General features: G+C 45.7%; 17 protein-coding genes. 13 read left to right on the top strand and 4 right to left on the bottom strand.

The features are described 5' to 3' along the window. The first annotated feature begins 1 nt into the window (after position 1). The 13 genes from KME11_14640 to cysC all read left to right on the top strand — a co-directional run bounded on the left by KME11_14640 (position 2) and on the right by cysC (position 16,723). Entirely contained in the window at positions 2 to 1,102 is a 1,101-nt protein-coding gene (locus tag KME11_14640) for a polysaccharide export protein (protein ID MBW4516445.1), read from the top strand. Between the two features lie 84 nt (positions 1,103 to 1,186). Continuing rightward, positions 1,187 to 2,986 (top strand): ABC transporter ATP-binding protein/permease, encoded by a 1,800-nt coding sequence (locus tag KME11_14645; protein ID MBW4516446.1) that lies wholly within the window; start codon positions 1,187 to 1,189, stop codon positions 2,984 to 2,986. 95 nt (positions 2,987 to 3,081) lie between these two features. Further along, on the top strand, positions 3,082 to 4,050 hold the full coding sequence (locus KME11_14650) for a glycosyltransferase family 2 protein (protein MBW4516447.1): 969 nt from the start codon (positions 3,082 to 3,084) through the stop codon (positions 4,048 to 4,050). A 62-nt stretch (positions 4,051 to 4,112) separates the two neighbouring features. Next, positions 4,113 to 5,411 (top strand): glycosyltransferase family 4 protein, encoded by a 1,299-nt coding sequence (locus KME11_14655; GenBank protein MBW4516448.1) that lies wholly within the window; start codon positions 4,113 to 4,115, stop codon positions 5,409 to 5,411. Position 5,412: 1 nt separating this feature from the next. Beyond that, positions 5,413 to 6,735 (top strand): O-antigen ligase family protein, encoded by a 1,323-nt coding sequence (locus KME11_14660; protein MBW4516449.1) that lies wholly within the window; start codon positions 5,413 to 5,415, stop codon positions 6,733 to 6,735. 65 nt (positions 6,736 to 6,800) lie between these two features. Then, entirely contained in the window at positions 6,801 to 7,805 is a 1,005-nt protein-coding gene (locus tag KME11_14665; protein ID MBW4516450.1) for a glycosyltransferase, read from the top strand. 67 nt (positions 7,806 to 7,872) lie between these two features. Beyond that, positions 7,873 to 8,976, top strand: coding sequence for an endo-1,4-beta-xylanase (locus KME11_14670; protein MBW4516451.1), 1,104 nt, complete (start codon positions 7,873 to 7,875; stop codon positions 8,974 to 8,976). A gap of 98 nt (positions 8,977 to 9,074) precedes the next feature. Then, the gene (locus KME11_14675; GenBank protein MBW4516452.1) at positions 9,075 to 10,223 is read left to right on the top strand and encodes a glycosyltransferase family 4 protein; all 1,149 of its coding nucleotides are present in this window, start codon (positions 9,075 to 9,077) and stop codon (positions 10,221 to 10,223) included. 309 nt (positions 10,224 to 10,532) lie between these two features. Continuing rightward, complete coding sequence (locus KME11_14680) at positions 10,533 to 11,744, top strand: glycosyltransferase family 4 protein (protein ID MBW4516453.1); 1,212 nt, start codon at positions 10,533 to 10,535, stop codon at positions 11,742 to 11,744. Between the two features lie 64 nt (positions 11,745 to 11,808). Continuing rightward, positions 11,809 to 13,026 (top strand): glycosyltransferase family 4 protein, encoded by a 1,218-nt coding sequence (locus tag KME11_14685; GenBank protein ID MBW4516454.1) that lies wholly within the window; start codon positions 11,809 to 11,811, stop codon positions 13,024 to 13,026. Positions 13,027 to 13,457: 431 nt separating this feature from the next. Continuing rightward, a complete protein-coding gene (locus tag KME11_14690; protein ID MBW4516455.1) occupies positions 13,458 to 14,915 on the top strand; it encodes a sugar transferase in 1,458 nt (485 codons plus the stop codon). Positions 14,916 to 14,976: 61 nt separating this feature from the next. Further along, complete coding sequence (mnmH, locus tag KME11_14695) at positions 14,977 to 16,026, top strand: tRNA 2-selenouridine(34) synthase MnmH (protein ID MBW4516456.1); 1,050 nt, start codon at positions 14,977 to 14,979, stop codon at positions 16,024 to 16,026. Between the two features lie 154 nt (positions 16,027 to 16,180). Next, on the top strand, positions 16,181 to 16,723 hold the full coding sequence (gene cysC, locus KME11_14700) for an adenylyl-sulfate kinase (protein MBW4516457.1): 543 nt from the start codon (positions 16,181 to 16,183) through the stop codon (positions 16,721 to 16,723). A 15-nt stretch (positions 16,724 to 16,738) separates the two neighbouring features. Here cysC and KME11_14705 read toward each other — a convergent pair whose 3' ends face one another. The 4 genes from KME11_14705 to KME11_14720 form a co-directional block, all read right to left on the bottom strand. Further along, positions 16,739 to 17,665 (bottom strand): FTR1 family iron permease, encoded by a 927-nt coding sequence (locus KME11_14705; GenBank protein ID MBW4516458.1) that lies wholly within the window; start codon positions 17,663 to 17,665, stop codon positions 16,739 to 16,741. A gap of 53 nt (positions 17,666 to 17,718) precedes the next feature. After that, entirely contained in the window at positions 17,719 to 18,156 is a 438-nt protein-coding gene (locus KME11_14710; protein ID MBW4516459.1) for a bacterioferritin, read from the bottom strand. A 48-nt stretch (positions 18,157 to 18,204) separates the two neighbouring features. Further along, entirely contained in the window at positions 18,205 to 19,284 is a 1,080-nt protein-coding gene (gene hrcA / locus KME11_14715; GenBank protein MBW4516460.1) for a heat-inducible transcriptional repressor HrcA, read from the bottom strand. Between the two features lie 109 nt (positions 19,285 to 19,393). Then, on the bottom strand, positions 19,394 to 19,481 hold an 88-nt coding region (locus KME11_14720), incomplete at its 5' end, for a transposase (GenBank protein MBW4516461.1).

Raw genomic sequence — 19,481 nt, forward strand, 5'->3', positions numbered from 1 at the left:
TATGTTGAATCAATCTGCGTTCTATAGGGCATTGCAATCGGGGGCTAAGCTTATTGCTTTATGGCTTCTTGCAACTGTCGTTTCACCGGAGCTAAGCTGGTCTCAAGAAACTTCTTCTCAACCTACTGTTGCCAATAGCAATAGTTTGCCAAGCTCGCTGCTACCTCAGTTCTTTCCCCATTCAGCGTCTTCTACTGCTACCCAGGCTGGCTATGTTCTAGGATCGGGTGATCACATAACTGTGAATGTGTTTGGCTATGAGGAATATACAGGCGATCGCACCATTCTCCCTGATGGGACAATTACCCTTCCCCTACTCGGATCAATCAGGGCTGCTGGTCGAACTACTGATCAATTTGCTCAAGAGTTAACGACTCGTTTACAGCCTTTTCTAGTTGATCCAACTATTACCGTTAATTTATCTATTCTCCGCGCCGTCTCTGTCAACGTTGCAGGTGAAGTCCTTCGTCCTGGACGGGTGCAGCTTCAAGGACTTCCTGTCGGGGGGGTAACGCAGCAACTTGAACAGCCTACCCTCAGTGTGGCACTGACAAAAGCAGGTGGGATCACGCAATATGCCGATATCCGCCAAGTCATTTTGAAACGTTCTAGTCCCGATGGCATTTCTCAATCAACGATAAATCTCTGGGATGCGATCGGGTCACTGAATGCGCCGCCAGAGGTGATTTTACAGGATGGCGACTCGATATATATTCCTCGTTTGGTCGCAGATGACACGAGTGTTGATCGACGGCGTGTCGCTCAATCTAGCTTTGCGCCAGCAACAGTGCGCGTTAGAGTCGTCGGTGAAGTCACGCAGCCGGGGGAAGTGGCAGTGCCGCCCAATAGCTCTGTTTCTAGTGCCGTGGCGATCGCCGGAGGACCGACTCAAGATGCCCGCTTGAGCCAAGTTGCGTTTGTGCGTTTGAACCCGACGGGACAAATCGAACGACAGATTTTAGATTTGCGCAATTTAACAGATGACTATCAAATTCAAGACGGAGACGTAGTTATTGTTCCAAAGCGAGGCTCATCCTCATTCATTGACATGGCAGGGCGTGTTCTGAGTCCTTTAGGTCTTCTGTTTGGAATCTTTCGCTAATTCTTAATTCTCGAACGCTTGATCAGCTAAGCCCTTTGAGTCGTTGAACATCAGGCAGTTGCATTTTCCTAGGAAACTCACGGTATGGTCAAGTATCTATCAAAGTTCTTATATGTTTTAGGAGATGCAAAAACAACGCTGTTTCTGCTGCTGCTCATGTTTGTCCTCGTGTCTGTAATGGAAACGTTTGGGATCGGGATGATTGGTCCTTTCTTATGGCTGGCATCTAGTCCTGATAAAATAGACAGCATTCCTCTTTTACAAGGATTGTACAGGTTTTTTAAGATATCCTCTCCGGATCAATTTATTCTGCTGTTAGGTGCACTTTTGGTAGTGCTTTTTTGCTTTAAATCCTTACTTTATTTTTGTACACGCTCTTATATTTATCAATTCAGTTTTAATCAGCAGGGTCGGCTAATTTCTCGTCTGTTGAACACCTATCTATCAGTGCCTTACAGTTTTTATTTGAACCGAGATACGGCAAGTATTATTAAAAATATCATTGTAGAAGCCCAAGGATTCTGCTATAAGTCCATGCTTCCCCTGCTAGAAGCAACTGCAAATTTAATTGCGACTATTTTCCTACTTTTGCTGCTTGCCAAGGCTGACCTGGTTTTACTGGTGATGATTCTAGGTGTGTTGCTACCGCTCTGCATTTTATTTTACCAACTCCGAAATAAGGTTAAGCAATGGGGGCGGCAGGAGTCGGAAGCGTATCATGGGATGATTCGGGTTATTAACCATAGTTTGGGTGGTGTTAAAGAGACTTATGTCATTGGCTGCAAATCTTATTTTCAAGAGCAAATGCAGGCTCAGGTCAGTCAGTATGCCAGCGCAGCGGCTAAAGTTATGAGCTTTCAGCTTTTGCCTCGGACAACGCTGGAAACATTTTTAATTGCTGCGCTGGTTTCATTTGTCTCTGTCTATCAGATTTTTTTTAAACAAGAAATTGAGCAGCTACTCTCGGTGCTGAGTATTTTTGCAGTTGCATCGATTCGCCTCATGCCTGCTGCCAGTCAGGCTCTTGCTGCGATCGGACAGATTCAAAGCGGTAGCTACGCTCTGGATTTGCTTTACGCGGATCTCAAAAATATTCCCCAGTCTGTGCCTTTAAAGCATCCTCCTGCCCTGGTTCATCAAGAGCGTTTAAGGGAGGGATGCAGGCAAATGCCCTTTGAAACCAAAATAGAGCTTCAGCAAGTCACCTACTGTTACCCCAACTCATCCCGGCGATCGCTCGACAATGTGTCTTTGAGCTTCCATCAAGGGGAGTCGATCGCCTTTATTGGTAAATCTGGGGCGGGTAAAACCACTTTAGTGGATGTCATCCTGGGCTTATTGGACTGTACTTCAGGGGATATCCAGGTGGATGGAGTCTCGATTTATTCAGACCTGCGGGCATGGCAGAATGTCATTGGCTATATTCCACAATCTATTTTTTTGATGGATGATACGATCGAATGCAACATTGCCTTTGGCGTTCCTGAAGCGTTAATTGATTCAGAAAAATTGATTCAAGCGGTGCAAGCTGCCCAATTGACAGAAATGATTAACAAATTGCCGGAAGGTCTTAAAACCCAGGTTGGAGAACGGGGAGTTCGGCTTTCAGGTGGGCAGCGACAGCGGATTGGGATTGCCAGAGCGCTTTACCACGAACGGGAAGTTTTGATCTTAGATGAAGCAACAGCAGCTTTAGACCATGAAACAGAGCAGTTGGTTACCGATGCGATTCGTTCTTTAAGGGGTACAAAGACAATCATTGTGATTGCCCATCGCCTGACCACAATTCAGCACTGCGATCGAATTTATAGGATGGAAAATGGTCGAATTGTTAATTCTGGAACTTACCAGGAGGTCGTACTGAAAGAACAGAAAATATCCTGATTGAATCACTTCTTTAAGTTTTGGCTCTCTTAATGCTGGTGAGCCATCGCAATAAACTTTTTTAGAACACTTCTTACCTGTTGAGGTTAATTGTAATGTTTGATCCTCCTTTAAGAACGCCAGTTGCCTTGATCATCTTTAAACGCCCAGAGACAACCGCTAAAGTTCTTGAGATGATCCGACTCGCTCGACCTTCTCAATTATTTGTTATTGCGGATGGGGCGCGCCCTGAGTACCCAGGAGAAACCGAAAAGTGTGCCGAAACCCAGGCAGTTATTGAACAAATTGATTGGAATTGTGAAGTCCTCAAAAACTACGCAACCGTTAATTTAGGGTGCGGCAGGCGGTTGCCAACGGGTCTAGATTGGGTGTTTAGTCAGGTCGAAGAAGCGATCGTTTTGGAGGATGATTGCGTTCCTCATCTGACATTTTTTCGATTTTGTGAGGAGTTACTACAACGCTATCGTCACGATTCTCGCATCACTTCCATATCAGGACAGAATGTTCAGCTTGAGCAATCACACATTCACCACAGCTACTATTTCTCTCGCTATAACCATTGCTGGGGGTGGGCAACTTGGAAACGAGCTTGGCAGCATTTTGATTTTGATCTGGCTGCTTGGCCAGAGGTTCAGCAACAGAATCTTCTCTATGACATTCTTAAAGACGCTGATGCCGTTAAGTATTGGAGTCAAAAATTTCAGGAAATATATGAGGGGCAAGTCACCACTGTCTGGGATTTTCAATGGACTTTAGCCTGCTGGCTGCAAAATGGGTCAGGTATTCTACCTAGAGCCAATCTAGTTTCCAATATCGGCATCGGAGCAGATTCAACTCATTTTACTAACGCTCGCCCTGATCCTCACGTCAACTTACCTACCCAATCGATGAAATTTCCCTTGCAGCACCCTCCTTTTGTGGTGCAAAACACAACGGCTGATGACATTACTCATCGGCTTTTGTTTCGTCCTCCTTTGCTCAAGCGGGCTCAAATGAAGCTAGAACGGCAGTGGGATCAACTCTTGAAGTCTTCATCTAAACGGGATGTACTCACTTCGCTTTAGAGGTTTTGTTGGTTCACTCCTCAAATCTGTCTTGTCCTTGAGTCTCTCTAGAGGTTTTTACTGTGAATGTTCTCCATCTCAGTTCCTACGATATTAATGGCGGTGCCGCGCGAGCCGCTTATCGTCTGCATCAAGGGCTGCAAGTTAATGGCGTTCAGTCTCAAATGTATGTTCAAGAAAAGTTTAGTGGCGATCGCTCGGTGGTGGGCCCTAGCGTGAGCCTCATGCAGGGCTTCGCGCGGAGTAAAATGACGCTTGATATCCTTCCCCTCAAGCTACTTTATCGGCAGTGGCAACGCTCAGATCCCTTCTCCCTTCAGTGGTTGCCCGATCGCGCCCGCACGCCGATCAATCGCCTTCATCCCGACGTAATTAATCTCCATTGGATTGGGGCTGGCTTCATTCAACCCCAAACCTTAGCCCAAATCCGACAGCCTTTGGTGTGGACGCTGCACGATATGTGGACTTTCACAGGCGGCTGTCATTACAGTGGAGACTGCGATCGCTATCGAGAAAGCTGTGGTTCCTGTCCAGCACTGCACAGTCACTCAGAGCAAGATATTACCCGCCATCTCTGGCGTGCCAAAAACAAGGCATGGTCAGATATCAACTTAACGATCGTTTCTCCCAGTGAGTGGCTTGCTAAAAGCGCTGCCTCAAGTTCGTTGTTGAGCACCGCTCGAATTGAGGTGATTCCCTACGGTCTTGATACGCAAGTGTATCGTCCTATTCCTCAACATTTTGCCCGTAGTTTGCTGCAACTCCCCACCGATAAAACCCTGCTTTTATTCGGGGCAATGAACGCCACCAGTGATCAACGCAAAGGGTTTCATTTGTTGCAGCCTGCTTTGCAAAAGCTGAGTCAGTCTGGCTGGGGCGATCGCCTGGAACTGGTGGTGCTAGGGGCATCTTCGCCGGAACGACCCCAAGATCTAGGATTTAAAGTCCACTATCTGGGCAAGCTCAGTGATGATCTCTCTCTGGCGGTCACCTACTCAGCGATCGACGCTGTCGCAGTCCCTTCCCTCCAAGACAATTTACCTAACGTCATTCTGGAGGCAATGAGCTGTGGTTCTCCCTGCATTGGTTTTAATCTGGGCGGCATTCCCGATATGATCGAGCATCAGGTTAATGGTTACCTCGTACAACCCTTCAGTGTGGAAGACCTAGCAACGGGTATTGCCTGGGTTTTAGGCGACAAAGACCGTACACAAAATCTCTCTCAACGTGCCAGAGCCAAAATAGAACTCGCCTTTAATCTCGAACTTCAAGCTCACCGATATCAATCTCTTTATCAAGAATTGTTAGCCGCGAGCAACGGAAATCTGTCTAACAGTTCGTTTAGAAAAACGGAGCGGTAGCTTGAACTCTCAATCCTATCAAATCAACTCTTTTCTAAAAAAGCTAGAAGTTGTTCTATCCATAGGTCTACTGACGATTATTCCAACGATGCGCTCTCAGCCCCGCATTGTTGAACTATCAGTTAGCTTAATTATTTACACATTTATTTTTAGCATTTTTGTCAAAAGCTGGAGACGAATAATCTACGTTGCTTTTAGCGATTGGATTCTATTGTCGCTGTGTCTCCTCGCCGTTCTATCATTCACGTGGTCTGTTAACCCTTCTAGCACTTTATCTGAACTTAAGTTTTTACTCCGTGGAACCATCTTTGGCATCTATCTCGCGCTGCGATATAGTCCCAGAGATTTACTGCGGCTGTTGGCTTGGACGGCTGGAATTTCTATGATTCTTAGCATTTTCATGGCTCTGTTTATTCCTGCCTATGGTTTACACAATTATGATGGGGCGCTGGTTTGGAAAGGAATTTTTACCCATAAGCAAGGTCTAGGCGCTTACATGGGTTTGTCAGCCTCAATTTTTATTACCCATTTCATTGATCCCAGAAGCAACCGTTGGCTGGCGGGTTTGGGTCTTGGGACAGCCTTTCTACTCATTGTGCTATCCGATAGCAAAACAGGGATGTCCCTGCTGCTGCTGTCCTTGGTTTTTATCCCGTTGTATCAAGTTGTGAAACAGCAAGGCGCATTGAGGACTTTTCTTCTACTTTCGGCGCTCACCTTGTTTGGTGTGATCGCAATGACTATCGTCATGAATTTTCAGACCATCGTGGTTGATTACATGGGCAAAGACCCAGAGTTAACGGGGCGAGTACCCTTGTGGACCTTGGCGATCGCCAAGGGAATGGAACACCCTATTCTAGGATTTGGCTATAACGGGTTTTGGAGTTCCGACGCTTCAGATATCGTCATCTTTCATTCCTGGGCAGTCAGAGATCCTTACTTCAGAGATCGCTCCATTCTCTTCCATGCTCACAACGGTTTAGTTGACCAGTTCCTACAATTTGGCTTCGTGGGTCTAACTCTATTTTTTCTCAGCATTTTCACATTCCTCATCCGAGTCATTAAACTGACCTTGATCAATCGTTCTGCCGAAGATTTTTGGGGATTTCTGTTTATCGTAATTTTCTTGTTCAATAACGTCACGGAGGGCAGAATCATTTTGTATCAAGATTATCTCTGGATTGTTTATGTTGCCTGGGCTTATTCAACAGCCCTACGAGAGCAATTCTTAGATCACCAGAATAAGTCCTGGCTAGCTGAGAGAAGAAATCAAATTATCCCCTCATCGCTCTCGTCGAAGTCATTGCTAAATAAAGTTGGATGACCTATTGCAAGCCCAGTATTGAAGCATTCTATACAACTTCACACAACATTTAAGGATTGAAAGATATGCATTCTCTGCAACAACGTCATCTAAGCAAACCTGAACCGTTAGAACTACCTAGCATCTCTATTGTGGTGCCCAACCATCAAGGGGGTCTAACCATTGGTCAAACCTTGCAAAGCTTGCTCGACCAAAACTATCCTAATCTGGAGATTATTGTGATAGATGGAGGTTCGACGGATGACAGTATTAGCATCATTCGGCAGTTTGAATCTCATCTGACTAAATGGATCAGCGAACCCGATCGCGGTCAATCCCATGCTATTAACAAGGGCTTTGCTTGCTGTACAGGCGACATTGTGAATTGGCTATGTAGTGATGATCTCCTGGCACCCAATGCCCTCCACACAATTGGCAAAATTTTTACGAGTGATCCTGAAATTGATGTTCTCGTAGGACGTTGTCGTATCGAATATCTAACCGACGAGAACCCAGGGATTCCCCTGAAGGCTTCGCGCTTCTGGCTTAACCTCTTACAACGGTTCATGCCCCTAGGAACGATCGTTCAGGAACCTGACAATGACCACGTTTTTATTCGCTCAACCACCCTAGAACAAATTAATTTGATGCCCGCTAGTGTGCCTATTCACCAGCCTAGCTGCTTCTACCGCCGCCGATTATTAAATCGAGAGCATCCAGTCAACGAAGACTACCATTACACAATGGATATTGAACTATTCAACTATTTTTATGCCTCTGGTGTGCGCTGGCAAACTACGGATGCAGTTCTTAGCATTGCCCCAGTGAGTGGTCAGAATAAGTCAAGTCTGGCAGGGATTAAAGCCACCTATGAGCTTGAAAAAATTTATGCCACCTATGTCCAGGAGCGCATTCCCCTGACCTACTGGCATCGTCATTTACGATATCCCTTGGAGCGTTTCCTCAAGCAAAATCAGAACACTCTGTGGATTTATTTAATTGGGCCTTTATGGGTCGCTATCACACTACTGTTGGCTCCTTTCTATGGTTTTAAACGGGCTTGGGCGTTGCGCTGGACATCTTGGATTTAAGGAACTCTCTCTTAAAGCTTCTCTCTCTCGATAAAGTTGCTATCTCTGACTCAGGTTTTAACATTTCATGCAACGACGAGATTTTCTAATGGGTTTAAGTATTTTGGCTGCTGTATCTCCTGCTCTAGCGAGAGATTTGTCCGTCGAAGCGTCTCTCCATCTTCATGCTCTCAAGAAGGGATTGATTTTTGGTGCTTGTCCAGAACTCGATTCTCTGAGCCAAGACCAAGCCCTATTGTTAGCCTTTCTGCGAGAGTGCGGAGCAATGACGATCGAAACGTTTTGGGCGCTGATTCGCCCGACGGAAAATAGCTTTGATTTTTCAGTCATTGATCAATTTGTTGAATTCGCTCTTGATCGTAATTTACTGGTTCGAGGTCATCCTTTGATTTGGCATCTGCTTAATCCTGAGTGGTTAGACGCTAAGTTGATAGATTCTGGGACAACGGTTAGTCAGGTTGAAGAACTCTTGTTCAATCACATTTCTACTGTCGTCGGTCGTTATGCTGGCAAAGTCTGGGTTTGGGATGTGGTCAACGAGGCGATCGAACCTGAGGATGGACGAAGCGATGGACTAGCACTGCGTCCTTGGTTCAAATGGCTGGGTTCCGATTACATTGATCTAGCGTTTTGGACTGCGGCTCAAGCTGATCCCCAAGCCTTATTGGCGTATAACGACGGAGGACAAGAGTATAACTTACCCCTAAATGAGGCAAAGCGAGATGCGGCGCTCCAACTGCTGGAACGATTGACATCCAAAGGCGTGCCTATCCATATCTTTGGATTGCAATCTCATCTGAAGGGATATCCTGAAAATTTCAACCCCGATAAACTTCGTCGCTTTCTTCGTGATGTTGCAAGTTTGGGTTTGAAAATTATGATCAGTGAGTTAGATGTGATTGATCGCCTGCTGCCTGCTGATACCACCGATCGCGATCGCCAAGTTGCCAGCGTGTATAAAGATTATCTTGATGTCGTTCTAGACGAACCCGCAGTTTTTTTTGTCAACACTTGGGGCATCAGCGATCGCTATACCTGGCTCGCTCAGCAAGAACCTCGCTTAGATGGTTTGTCGGTTCGCCCGTTACCCCTAGATGACCAAATGAATCGGAAACCTGCTTGGTATGCGATCGCTCAAGCCTTCGACCAGTGTCCTCACCGCAGAGTTTAACGGGATCTTGAACCCGAATATTACAAAGAACCGAATATTACAAAGAATTTGACGATCCTCTGAAACCCTTATCCCTTAAATGCATCTTACATATGGCTATAAGAGTTGCTTACGTTACAACCTACAACGCCCAACAGATTAAAAGCTGGGGAGGCGGAACAGCCTATTTTATGGCTCAGGAATTTCAAGAACAAGGAGTCGGAGTCGATTATATTGGTCCACTCACAGAAAATCGACAACTGACCGGACTCAAGTGGCGCTTTTATCGGCATATCTTAAAGCAAAACTACTTTTTAGAACGAAACAAACGGGTTGCCCAAGATCTAGCAAACCAAGTCTCTAAAAAACTCATCGCAACCTCTGCGAATGCCGTCCTTGCGCCTATTCCTACACCCATTTGTTATCTTGACTGCCAACAGCCCATTACCCTTTGGGCAGACGCAACCTTTGCAGGTCTAGTCAACTTCTATCCCGACTTTTGTAACCTCTCCCAAGAATCATTAAAAGATGGACATAATAGTGAGCAAGCGGCTCTAGATCGCTGCCGTGTCGCAATTTTCTCATCAGATTGGGCTGCCAAAACTGCTGTAGAGCACTACAACCTCAATCCCTCTAAAGTCAAAGTTGTGCCTTACGGCGCAAATCTGACTGGCTCCCATCGAGATTACGACAAAATTAAAAATATTGTTTATACTCGACCTTCCAACCAATGTAAGCTACTGCTTCTAGGAGTGGATTGGGTTCGTAAAGGAGGCAGCCTTGCCTTGGATGTTGCCAAGATGCTCAATCAAGCTGGATTAGAGACCACTTTAACAGTCGTGGGATGCCATCCTCCTTCAGAGCAACCTATTCCCAGCTACGTTCATTCCCTGGGTTTCATTGATAAATCTACAGCCGCAGGCACTCAAAAAATTAATGACTTACTTGCTGAATCACATTTTCTGATTCTCCCCTCTAGAAGTGACTGCACGCCTATGGTTTTTGGTGAAGCAAATTCCTTTGCTTTGCCTTGCCTCACAACTGATGTCGGCGGCATTCCCACTCTCATTAAAAATGATTTGAATGGGAAGACTTTTTCCTTGCAGTCTCATGCGGCTGATTACTGTGATTACATACTCAGTTTATTCATCAATTTTTCGAGATATCAAGAATTGGCACTGTCATCTTTCCAAGAATACGAAGCGCGCTTGAATTGGTCTGTTGCTGTCAAAACTGTTAAACAAATCATGTCTGATACTATGTCATGAGAATTACTTGCTGAATGTTTCTCTTATTGTTATGATCTTGACCGTTATCAAGCTATAAATAGTCGTATATTTACGTAGTCCAGTTTGTTTGCAGAGTCTATTGATGAAAAATGGTAGCGATGATGTTCATCACTGTTCAAAGGATTTAGCAAGTACTCTGACTCATTAAGTTGTTAGCTAGGCTGCCAGAACCCTGTTTCCAGTTTTACCAATAGTTATCTATAACGCTTTTTTATAGTGAACTGCTGTCATCCTTCTTTCCAGGGTGACCAGGGAATAAGCCGCATTCAGTCCTAGATTCTAAACGCCATGCGCAAGCCCGTTATCACCATTTTTTATCAGTTTGACCCCTGGAATCCAACCATTGGGGGCATTCAATCGATCGTCCGCTATTTTCTTAAGTATGCGCCCCCTGAGTTTGCGTTGCGCTTTGTAGGAACCACTGCCTCATCTGACCTGGCGATCGGGAAATGGCATGTCAAAGAATTAGAAGGACGTGAGCTATTGTTTATGCCACTCCTCTTTTTAGAGAATGACAACATCAAACAGCGAGTCCCAACCTCTGTTCGCTATACGCAGGCTTTGATGACTCGTCAGCTAGACTCTGATTTTATGCATTTTCATCGGATAGAGCCAACCTTAGTCACTCGGAGTTGGTCAGGAGAAAAAACGCTGTTTGTTCACAATGATATTTATCAGCAGATGTCGTCAAATGACGATCACAGCGCAATTTCGTGGCGACGATTTCCTCAAGCTTATTTTTTCTTGGAACAGTCACTCGTCAAGCAGTTTGACCAAATTATGTCTTGCAATTCTGACTCGATGAAACTTTATCAAGAACGCTACCCGGACATTGCCAGTCGCATCCGATATATTCGCAACATTTTTGATGATCAGGTTTTTTACCCGCTCTCATTACTAGAACGAGAACAGGCACGACAATCTTTTGCCCGTCAACTCCAGCTTGCAGATGATACTCAATTCATTCTTTTTGCGGGGCGACTACAGCCTCAGAAAGATCCTCTGCTGTTGATTGATTCTATCGCGGCGCTGAACCAACCTAATGTTCATCTATTAGTAGTAGGAGACGGAGATTTGATGAAACAGGTTCAGAGCCGCATTGCCGAACAAAACTTGGCTCAGCAAGTCACTTTGTTAGGAGCCTTAGAGCAAAGAAAGCTGGCTGATCTCCATCGTCTTGCTAGTGTTTGTGTTTTGACCAGCATCTACGAAGGGTTGCCTGTCGTGGCGCTCGAATCTCTGGCTTGTGGGACTCCTTTGGTCACTACACGCTGTGGCGAAACTCCCAATCTATTGACGGTTGATAGCGGCATTATTTGTGAGGAGCGATCGCCTGAAGTCATTGCCCAAGCTCTGCGCCAAGTGCTTAACCATCCAGATCACTATACTGCTTGCGTCGAAGTTGTTCAGCCCTACAGTGCTCGGCATGTCGTTCATAGCACTTACGCCAGTATGTTACACCGTTGGGAGCAGCGCACCTCTGCCTCAGCTGTAGCCTAGCTACTTCTTAATTTTATCCCGACCTATTCCTTGATTCAGCAAGCGACCCGGAGAAACAAAATCTATGAAAATTGCTGTGATTGGTGCAAGGGGTCTGCCTCCCATTCCTCAAGAGGTTGCTAGTCTAGATCATGATGATGTTCGTCATGGGGTGCCATTCCAAGGTGCGGCAACCAGCGGAATTGAGCATTACTGTGCAGAATTGTATCCACGGGTTGTTGAGGCAGGACATACTGTTGACTTATTTGCCCGTTCTTCCTACGTTAATCGTTCGTGGTACCGCCATTTTCACGATCGCGGCGTTAGAGTAATTCCCATGCCCTGCCTCAATAAGCGAGGAGCAGACGCATTGATTAGTTCATGCTTTGGTGCAATTTCTTCTGTCCTTCATCATTATGATATCGTTCATTTCCATGCGCTAGGGCCTGCACTTTTTAGCTTTTTACCCCGCATTGCAAGCTCCTCAAAGATCGTTGTTTCTTGTCATGGATTAGATTGGCAGCGCGTTAAATGGGGAAAATTTTCTAGCCGATTGATTCGTCTGGGTGAAGAAACTGCCGTTCGCTACGCCCATGAAATCATTGCTGTTTCTCAACCCCTTCAAGGTTACTTTTGGAAAACCTATGGGCGGCAAACCGTTTATATCCCTAACGCGCCAGCCACTTACGAGGCTTCTGATCCCGCTTTTCGGTTCGGCTCCGCTCTAGGGTTACGACCCAAACGCTACATGATTTATCTAGGACGGTTGGTTCCAGAGAAAGCACCAGATTTGCTGATTCAAGCCTTCCAAAAATTGCAGCCTCCAGGATGGACGCTTGTATTCATCGGTAAAAGTAGCGATACTTCGTCATTTACTTCTAATCTGCTAGCTCTTGCCAATAAAAATCCAAATATTGTTTTCACTGGAGAGCTATCGGGAGGTCGTCTAGCGGAAATTGTTCGAGGTGCAGGTCTATATGTCTCAGCTTCTGAATTAGAGGGTTTACCACTGTCGATGTTAGAAGCAATGCAAGAAGGTATTCCGATGTTGGCTAGCGACATTCCTCCCCATCAACAGTTGGTGGGAGACGATCGCGGCGTTATGTTCCAAACGGGTAATCTTGATTCTTTTGTAAGTCAGATGGATTGGGCAATTTCTAATCCTCAGGACATGGCGGAACGAGCCAATCGAGCCCAGGAGTTCATTCGTTTGGGTTATCAGTGGGATGCGATCGTCACTGATACGATCAAACTCTATCGATTTCTAAAGAGTGAACAGGAATATAATCATTCAATAATTTAATTTTTTATACAGCCTTGGAAATCTGTAAAATCTTATTTTCTTTACTTTCCTCACATTTTAGTCTTGAGTCTTCGTTATTCATCCGGTATAATATGTGTGATTCATTGCACGGTTCTCAGTATAACTTCGGTCAGTCAACTATAGATTTCTATATTTAGGTTTTCTGCTTTTGGGGAAAGTAGAGGTCGTAGCGTTAAAGTCAATTCAATGCTTGAAAAAATACTATCCTGGTTCCAAGAAAATTAGCGAACATATCAACGTCTTTGAACAGAGTGTGTAGGTTATTTTTTATCAACTAACAGGCAAATTACTTGTTTCTAGCACAATAATTCTGGCAATTGTTCAAGTGACCTATCACTTCATTGCAGTACTTTATCGTTTTCTAACAGAACAAAAATTGTTAAAAAAAACCTTGAGGGGGCATAGTCACAATGGCTTCCAATTATTTGTCGACACTAAAGCCTGATTTGCGATCGCTAGGTTCAGATCTGCGCTCTCCCTCCATCACAAGATTCCGACGAGGAATTGTCATCAAGTGGTTGCGAGTCGCCCTCCTGGTCATCTCTGATGCAGTCGGCATTACTTCAGCATGGTGGTTAGCATCCTTGTTAGGAACACCCTTAGCTTCCCCTTGGCATGTCTCTCATAGTTCTCAGGGTGCCACATTATTGCCTCTTATTCTGGCAGTCATCATTGGTATTGTGGGCGCACGCGGGCTGTACAAAGCTGGTAATCATCGGCGAGATTATTTAGCCTTAATCAAGTCTGTTTCCCTTGCTGAAGTTCTTCTGCTTCTCATCGCTTTTCTATACGAGCCAGATCAAACTATTTCACGATCAACTTTTTTACTATCTTGGTTTTTGACGGCTGTATTCACAAGTGCGGGACGTTTTTGCTTAGATTTTACTACTCACTTCCTTCGCAAGCTGGGTGCTATTCGTTACTCTGTGTTTCTCATTTCTGAAATAGAGAACCGCGATCGACATTCTCATCTAATTGAACAAGAGAGCCACTACAACATTGTAGAAACAGCAGATGCGAGTGCTTTAGATCGAGCCAATCGGCAGAGAACTTTTGAGAGCTTGAGAAGTTTAGGCGTTGTTGAAACCTTTGTTTCTTGGCAAGCTATTCATCGGCGGCTGTATCTCTGTTGGCACTTCCAAAGGGCTGGAATTACCCTGCGAATTTTACCAACAAACTGGGAATCTTTTTTTCCTAGATCCGAGTTTCAGATGTTGGGAAACGTTCCTGCCCCTGCCATCACTGCTCCACTGATCGTGGGGAGCGACTACTGGGTTAAGCGCTGTCTTGATTTTTGCTGTGGGGCAGCCTTGTTTGTTGTGCTGTTTCCGCTTTACTTGGTTTTGGCGATATTGATCAAGCTAGACTCTCGCGGACCTATCTTTTTTAGACAAACTCGAATTGGTTTGCATGGTCGAAAGTTTAAGGTTTGGAAGTTCCGAACAATGGTGATTAATGCTGATCAGCTTCAGGTGACGTTGGAGTCTAAAAATGAAATGAAAGATGGCATTTTGTTTAAGATTAAAGATGATCCTCGCGTTACCACAATAGGCAGTGTTCTACGGCGTTACAGCTTGGACGAATTACCGCAGCTTTTCAATATCTTATTAGGGGAAATGAGTTTCGTTGGACCTCGTCCTTTGCCTGTCAGAGATGTAGCACGATTTGAGGAGAGGCACTTTATTCGGCAGGAGGTGCTTCCTGGAATTACTGGACTATGGCAGGTTTCTGGACGCTCTAACATTGAAAGCTTTGAAGATGCGGTCAATCTTGATATTAGCTACATTGCTAATTGGTCACTGTGGCTTGATTTAAAGATTTTAGTGCAGACAGTGCAGGTCGTTCTGCAAAGGAAGGGCGCTTATTAGTAGTAGGATGGCACTGTGAGGGGTTGCAACTCCTCAGCTTCTCTTATATCTTTTGTGCCCAGTGCCTCACTTGCTGACTGTTGAAACATTTATCAATGCCCCTGGAATTCTCTTGGATGTGCGCAGTCCATCTGAATTTGCTCAAGGGCATATTCCCGGTGCCGTAAGTTTTCCATTGTTTAGTAATGATGAACGATCGCAAGTTGGGATTTGTTACAAGCAAAATGGGCGGAATGCCGCAGTAGAGCTAGGATTTGCGATCGCGGGGTCAAAGTTTGCGGGTTTTATTGCAGAGGCAAAACAGTTGGCAGGCGATCGCCCTATCCGCCTTTACTGCTGGCGAGGTGGAATGCGAAGCGAAGCAGTCGCTTGGGTGCTAGAAATGGCAGGCATGAATGTTTCCCTATTGGTAGGTGGGTATAAAGCATTTCGCAACTGGGCACTCTCCCAATTTTTGATCCCTAAAAATGCAGTTAGTTTGGGTGGCATGACGGGAACCTGCAAAACAGATATTCTTACTGCTTTAGCCCAGAAAGGCGCACAGGTCTTAGATTTAGAAAATTTAGCCAATCATCGAGGTAGCAGTTATGGCGGAATCGGTCTATCGCCCCAGCCTTCCACCGAACACTTTGAGAACTTGATTGCAGTGCAGTGGGCAAAGTTTCACCCTGAGCGGACTGTCTGGATTGAGGCAGAGAGTAAACGAATTGGAACTTGCCGGATTCCGGAAGCGCTTTTTCAACAAATGGAAGAAGCAAAGGTCATTGAAATTTGCCGTCCTCGCTCAGAACGATTAGCGTCTCTCGTTCAATTGTATGGAGTCATGGATCGAGCAGATTTGATCGCTGCAACTGAGAGAATTCGGAAGCGCTTAGGTGGGCTGCGAACTCAACAAGCAATTGAGTTACTGCAACAAGGACAGATCACTGAGGCCTTTAATATTGTTCTAGACTATTACGACAAAACTTATACCTATGATTTGCAGCGACGGAAGAGCATGATTCAGCCCCTTGATGTTACGGGTCTTTTAGCAAGCTCAGCAGCACAAGCCTTACTAGAGCAGGAACAGTCATTGAACAATTCAAAAATTTTACAGACCGAAACTTTATAAACTGAGCAATGATGAGAACGCTGGTTTGCTGAAAGAGTGGTGATCAAAACATCATTATCTTTGGGAAGATGGGCAAGTCATAAGATGTGCTCGTGAACCATCAATACGGCAACCTAGCGCAGGTTTGGACGTTTATTATAGATAGGAGAAAAACATGGGCGGCGTGACAGTTTGGTTTACAGGTTTAAGTGGGGCAGGCAAAACCACCATACGGATGGCGGTAGAGCAAGTGTTGCGCGCCCAGGGGCACAAAGTCGAAGTTTTGGATGGTGACATTGTGCGGGAAAACTTGACGAAAGGGCTGGGCTTTAGCAAAGCAGACCGAGACGAAAACATTCGCCGGATTGGGTTTGTGTCTCATTTATTAACCCGTAATGGCGTGATTGTGTTGGTTTCGGCAATTTCACCTTACCGCGAGATTCGGGATGAGGTGCGGGGACGAATTGGGGATTTTGTAGAAGTCTTTGTCAATGCTCCCTTGGAGGTTTGTGAAGAGCGGGATGTGAAAGGGCTTTACAAGAGGGCACGATCTGGAGAACTGAAGCAGTTTACTGGCATTGATGATCCGTATGAAGCGCCTCTTTCACCTGAGATTGAATGCAGAACAGACTTAGAGACGCTAGAGGAAAGTACTGAAAAGGTTCTTCATTACCTCAAAGAACTGGGCTATTTGCCGGAAAACTCAAAGGCGGCGTAGAGATTTGGGATGCAGCTAAGTCTCTGTCGCCTGTTTCGCGGGCAATGGAGACCAACCTGTAATGCTGCGAAAATACAGCCCTCCTACTGTTCCTAAAAACATGAGATAGCCGATCGCCTGTACCAGATAAAGCTTTTGGGTATAACCAAAAAATACTTTAAGCAAAATCCCTGGAAATTGGCGATCGGGCAGAACGCCACTAGCATCCCACACTTGCGACCCTAGAATGCAAGAAGGACTGGCATTGGAGCAGAGATAAGCAAACTGTGGATCAACGTGCGATAAGACCGCGATCGCGCCATCAAATTTTCGCAGAGCCGTCACGACCAAACCGGAAACAATCAACAGCAGTAAAACTCCCATGACCTGAAAAAAGCGACGCAGGTTGATTTTTACACCCAGTTGGAACAGGAGAAACCCAATGCCTGTTGCGCCCATTAAGCCAGCCATAGCGCCTAATACAGGCATCCAGCCTTGCTGAAATTGAGCAGCAATAAATAAAACTGTCTCGAATCCTTCTCGTAAAACTGCGATCGTCACTAACCCAAACACGCCCCAGCCTCCTCCTTGGGCTCCTTCTAGAGCAGCCCCGATCGCTCCTTCTACTTCTGCTTTGAGAAAGCGTGCTTGCTGGGTCATCCAAACCAACATCCAACTCAGGAGGGCGATCGCCACAGTGCAGAAAATCCCTTCCAATAAAGGCTTGAGCACCCCTGCATAGGGCTGATTGGAAGTTGCTAAGGCTAGCAGAATGCCACTGAACAAAATCCCAATCAAAACGCTGGCTCCAACGCCAACTCCAATTCCAGCGTAGACCCAAGCATTCAGGCGGGTTTGATTGGCTTTTTTAAGATAAGCCAGCACAATTCCAACAACCAAAGCTGCTTCCACCCCTTCTCGAAGGGTAATGACAAAAGTCGGTAAGGCTGCACTAAAATCGATCGCCATTTTTTCCTCAGAATATGGATATGCGAGTCTTTCCTGAATTCGCACCCTTAACTAAAATCTCGTAGCATCTTCCGCAACTCTAACGCGTGCATTTCTTCATTGCTAATCATTGTGCGGGCAAATTCTTCGAGGTAAACCGATGCATCTTCAACCACTTCTAGTAAAGCTTTATAAAGGTTAAGAGCTTTGCTTTCATGCCCCAGACTTTCCGCCAAAATATCTTTAATAGAATGCTGATGACTCTCTTCAATTGGAGCAATTTTCAGGCTTGGATGTCCGTCGTCTAGTCCGGTAATAATTTCGCCAGCTTGCTGGGCGTGGAGCAAAGATTCGGTGGCTTGGGCTTTAAGAAATTGCACAATGGGAATCCGATTCGGTCCCGTTACCATCAGGGAGTAATGGGTGTAGCGCACCACTCCTGCTAGCTCAAACTCCATAATGAAGTTGAGCAGTTCAATGGTTTTTTTTAGATCAAGTTCTCTCATTCTGGGCGCTTCTCAAACAACTTTTTTAAGATAACGGAAATTGTGCCTTCAAGTAGATTGGCTCAACGTTTCAGATAAATAGTCTGCCGTGGCTTCGACTAGCGCGATCGCATTCTCATACATCATGCGGGTGGGCCCCAGCATTCCGACACTGCCCACAGGCACCGAGCCGCGTTGGTAGGTAGCAGATACCAGAGTACAGGTGCGAAAAGGCTCTAAAGGGTTTTCGGCACCAATTCTGACTGTCACCCGCTTACCGCCTGGTTCTGCGGTTTCAAAAATCAACGACAAAATTTGATCTTGCTCAGATTCGAGCAATTGCATAATCGTTTGGACTTGCTGAAGTTCTGCAAATTCGGGCTGGCGACGCAGCACTTCGGCTACACCATTGATTAAAATTTGGGTTGAGAAGGAGGTTTGAGTGCGCTGGCTCAAGTCAATCAACGATTTGCGCAAAAGATTGAGATAGCGCTCGAATTCTTGTCCTAATTCCTGTTGGTCGAGTCTGGCAATTTCGCTAAGCGATCGCCCTTTCAGTCGATCGTTCAAAAAGTTAGAAAGAATCTGCAATTCTCGATCAAGCTGCTCGGCAGGGGGGACTTGATCATCGGGTGCGGGCATCAGGTCTACTAGCATCGACTGAGTTTCGTAGGAATCGAGCACGACAATCAGCATCACCCGCCCCGGATCAATCTGGACAAGCTGAAGATGCCGCATGGAGGCAGTATTGGCTTGGGGCATAGTGACTAGCGTAATATAGCCACTCAAAGTAGAGAGAATTTGGGCGGCTCCCCGTAATACTGTCTCAAAGCTGCGCTCTTCCAAATTTAGCTGGGCTGATAGTACCTGATCAACCTGACGAGCGATCGCCTCTGATGGAATCACGAGTTGATCGACATAGATGCGGTAGCCCGAGTCAGAAGGCACCCGCCCTGCCGAAACGTGAGGCTGGTAGAGCAGTCCTTCTTTCTCTAGATAGCCCATCGCATTCCGAATGGTGGCAGAACTGACCCGAGGATTAAAATCTTCGAGCAATGCTTCTGACCCCACAGGTTTAGCCGTAGCAATATAGTGGCGTATTGTTGCCCCCAACACCTGTTGTTGCCGAAGATTAAGCTGGATTGCCATAAAGTTTAAAGAGCGAGGATTAAATCTAAGTTAACGAATAGTGGGCGCTTCTGCACTCTCAAGCCAACATGCCTTAGAGGATGTTTGAAAAGTTATGGCAAGTCAGATTTTACGCCAATCGCCTCACCATAATCCGGATCATCGCCAGATAGATCAGAGTCTCTGAGGTCTGCGGAAGGTGTTCATAATCTTTGTTC

The organism is Timaviella obliquedivisa GSE-PSE-MK23-08B (genome assembly GCA_019358855.1).
Classification (GTDB): domain Bacteria; phylum Cyanobacteriota; class Cyanobacteriia; order Elainellales; family Elainellaceae; genus Timaviella; species Timaviella obliquedivisa.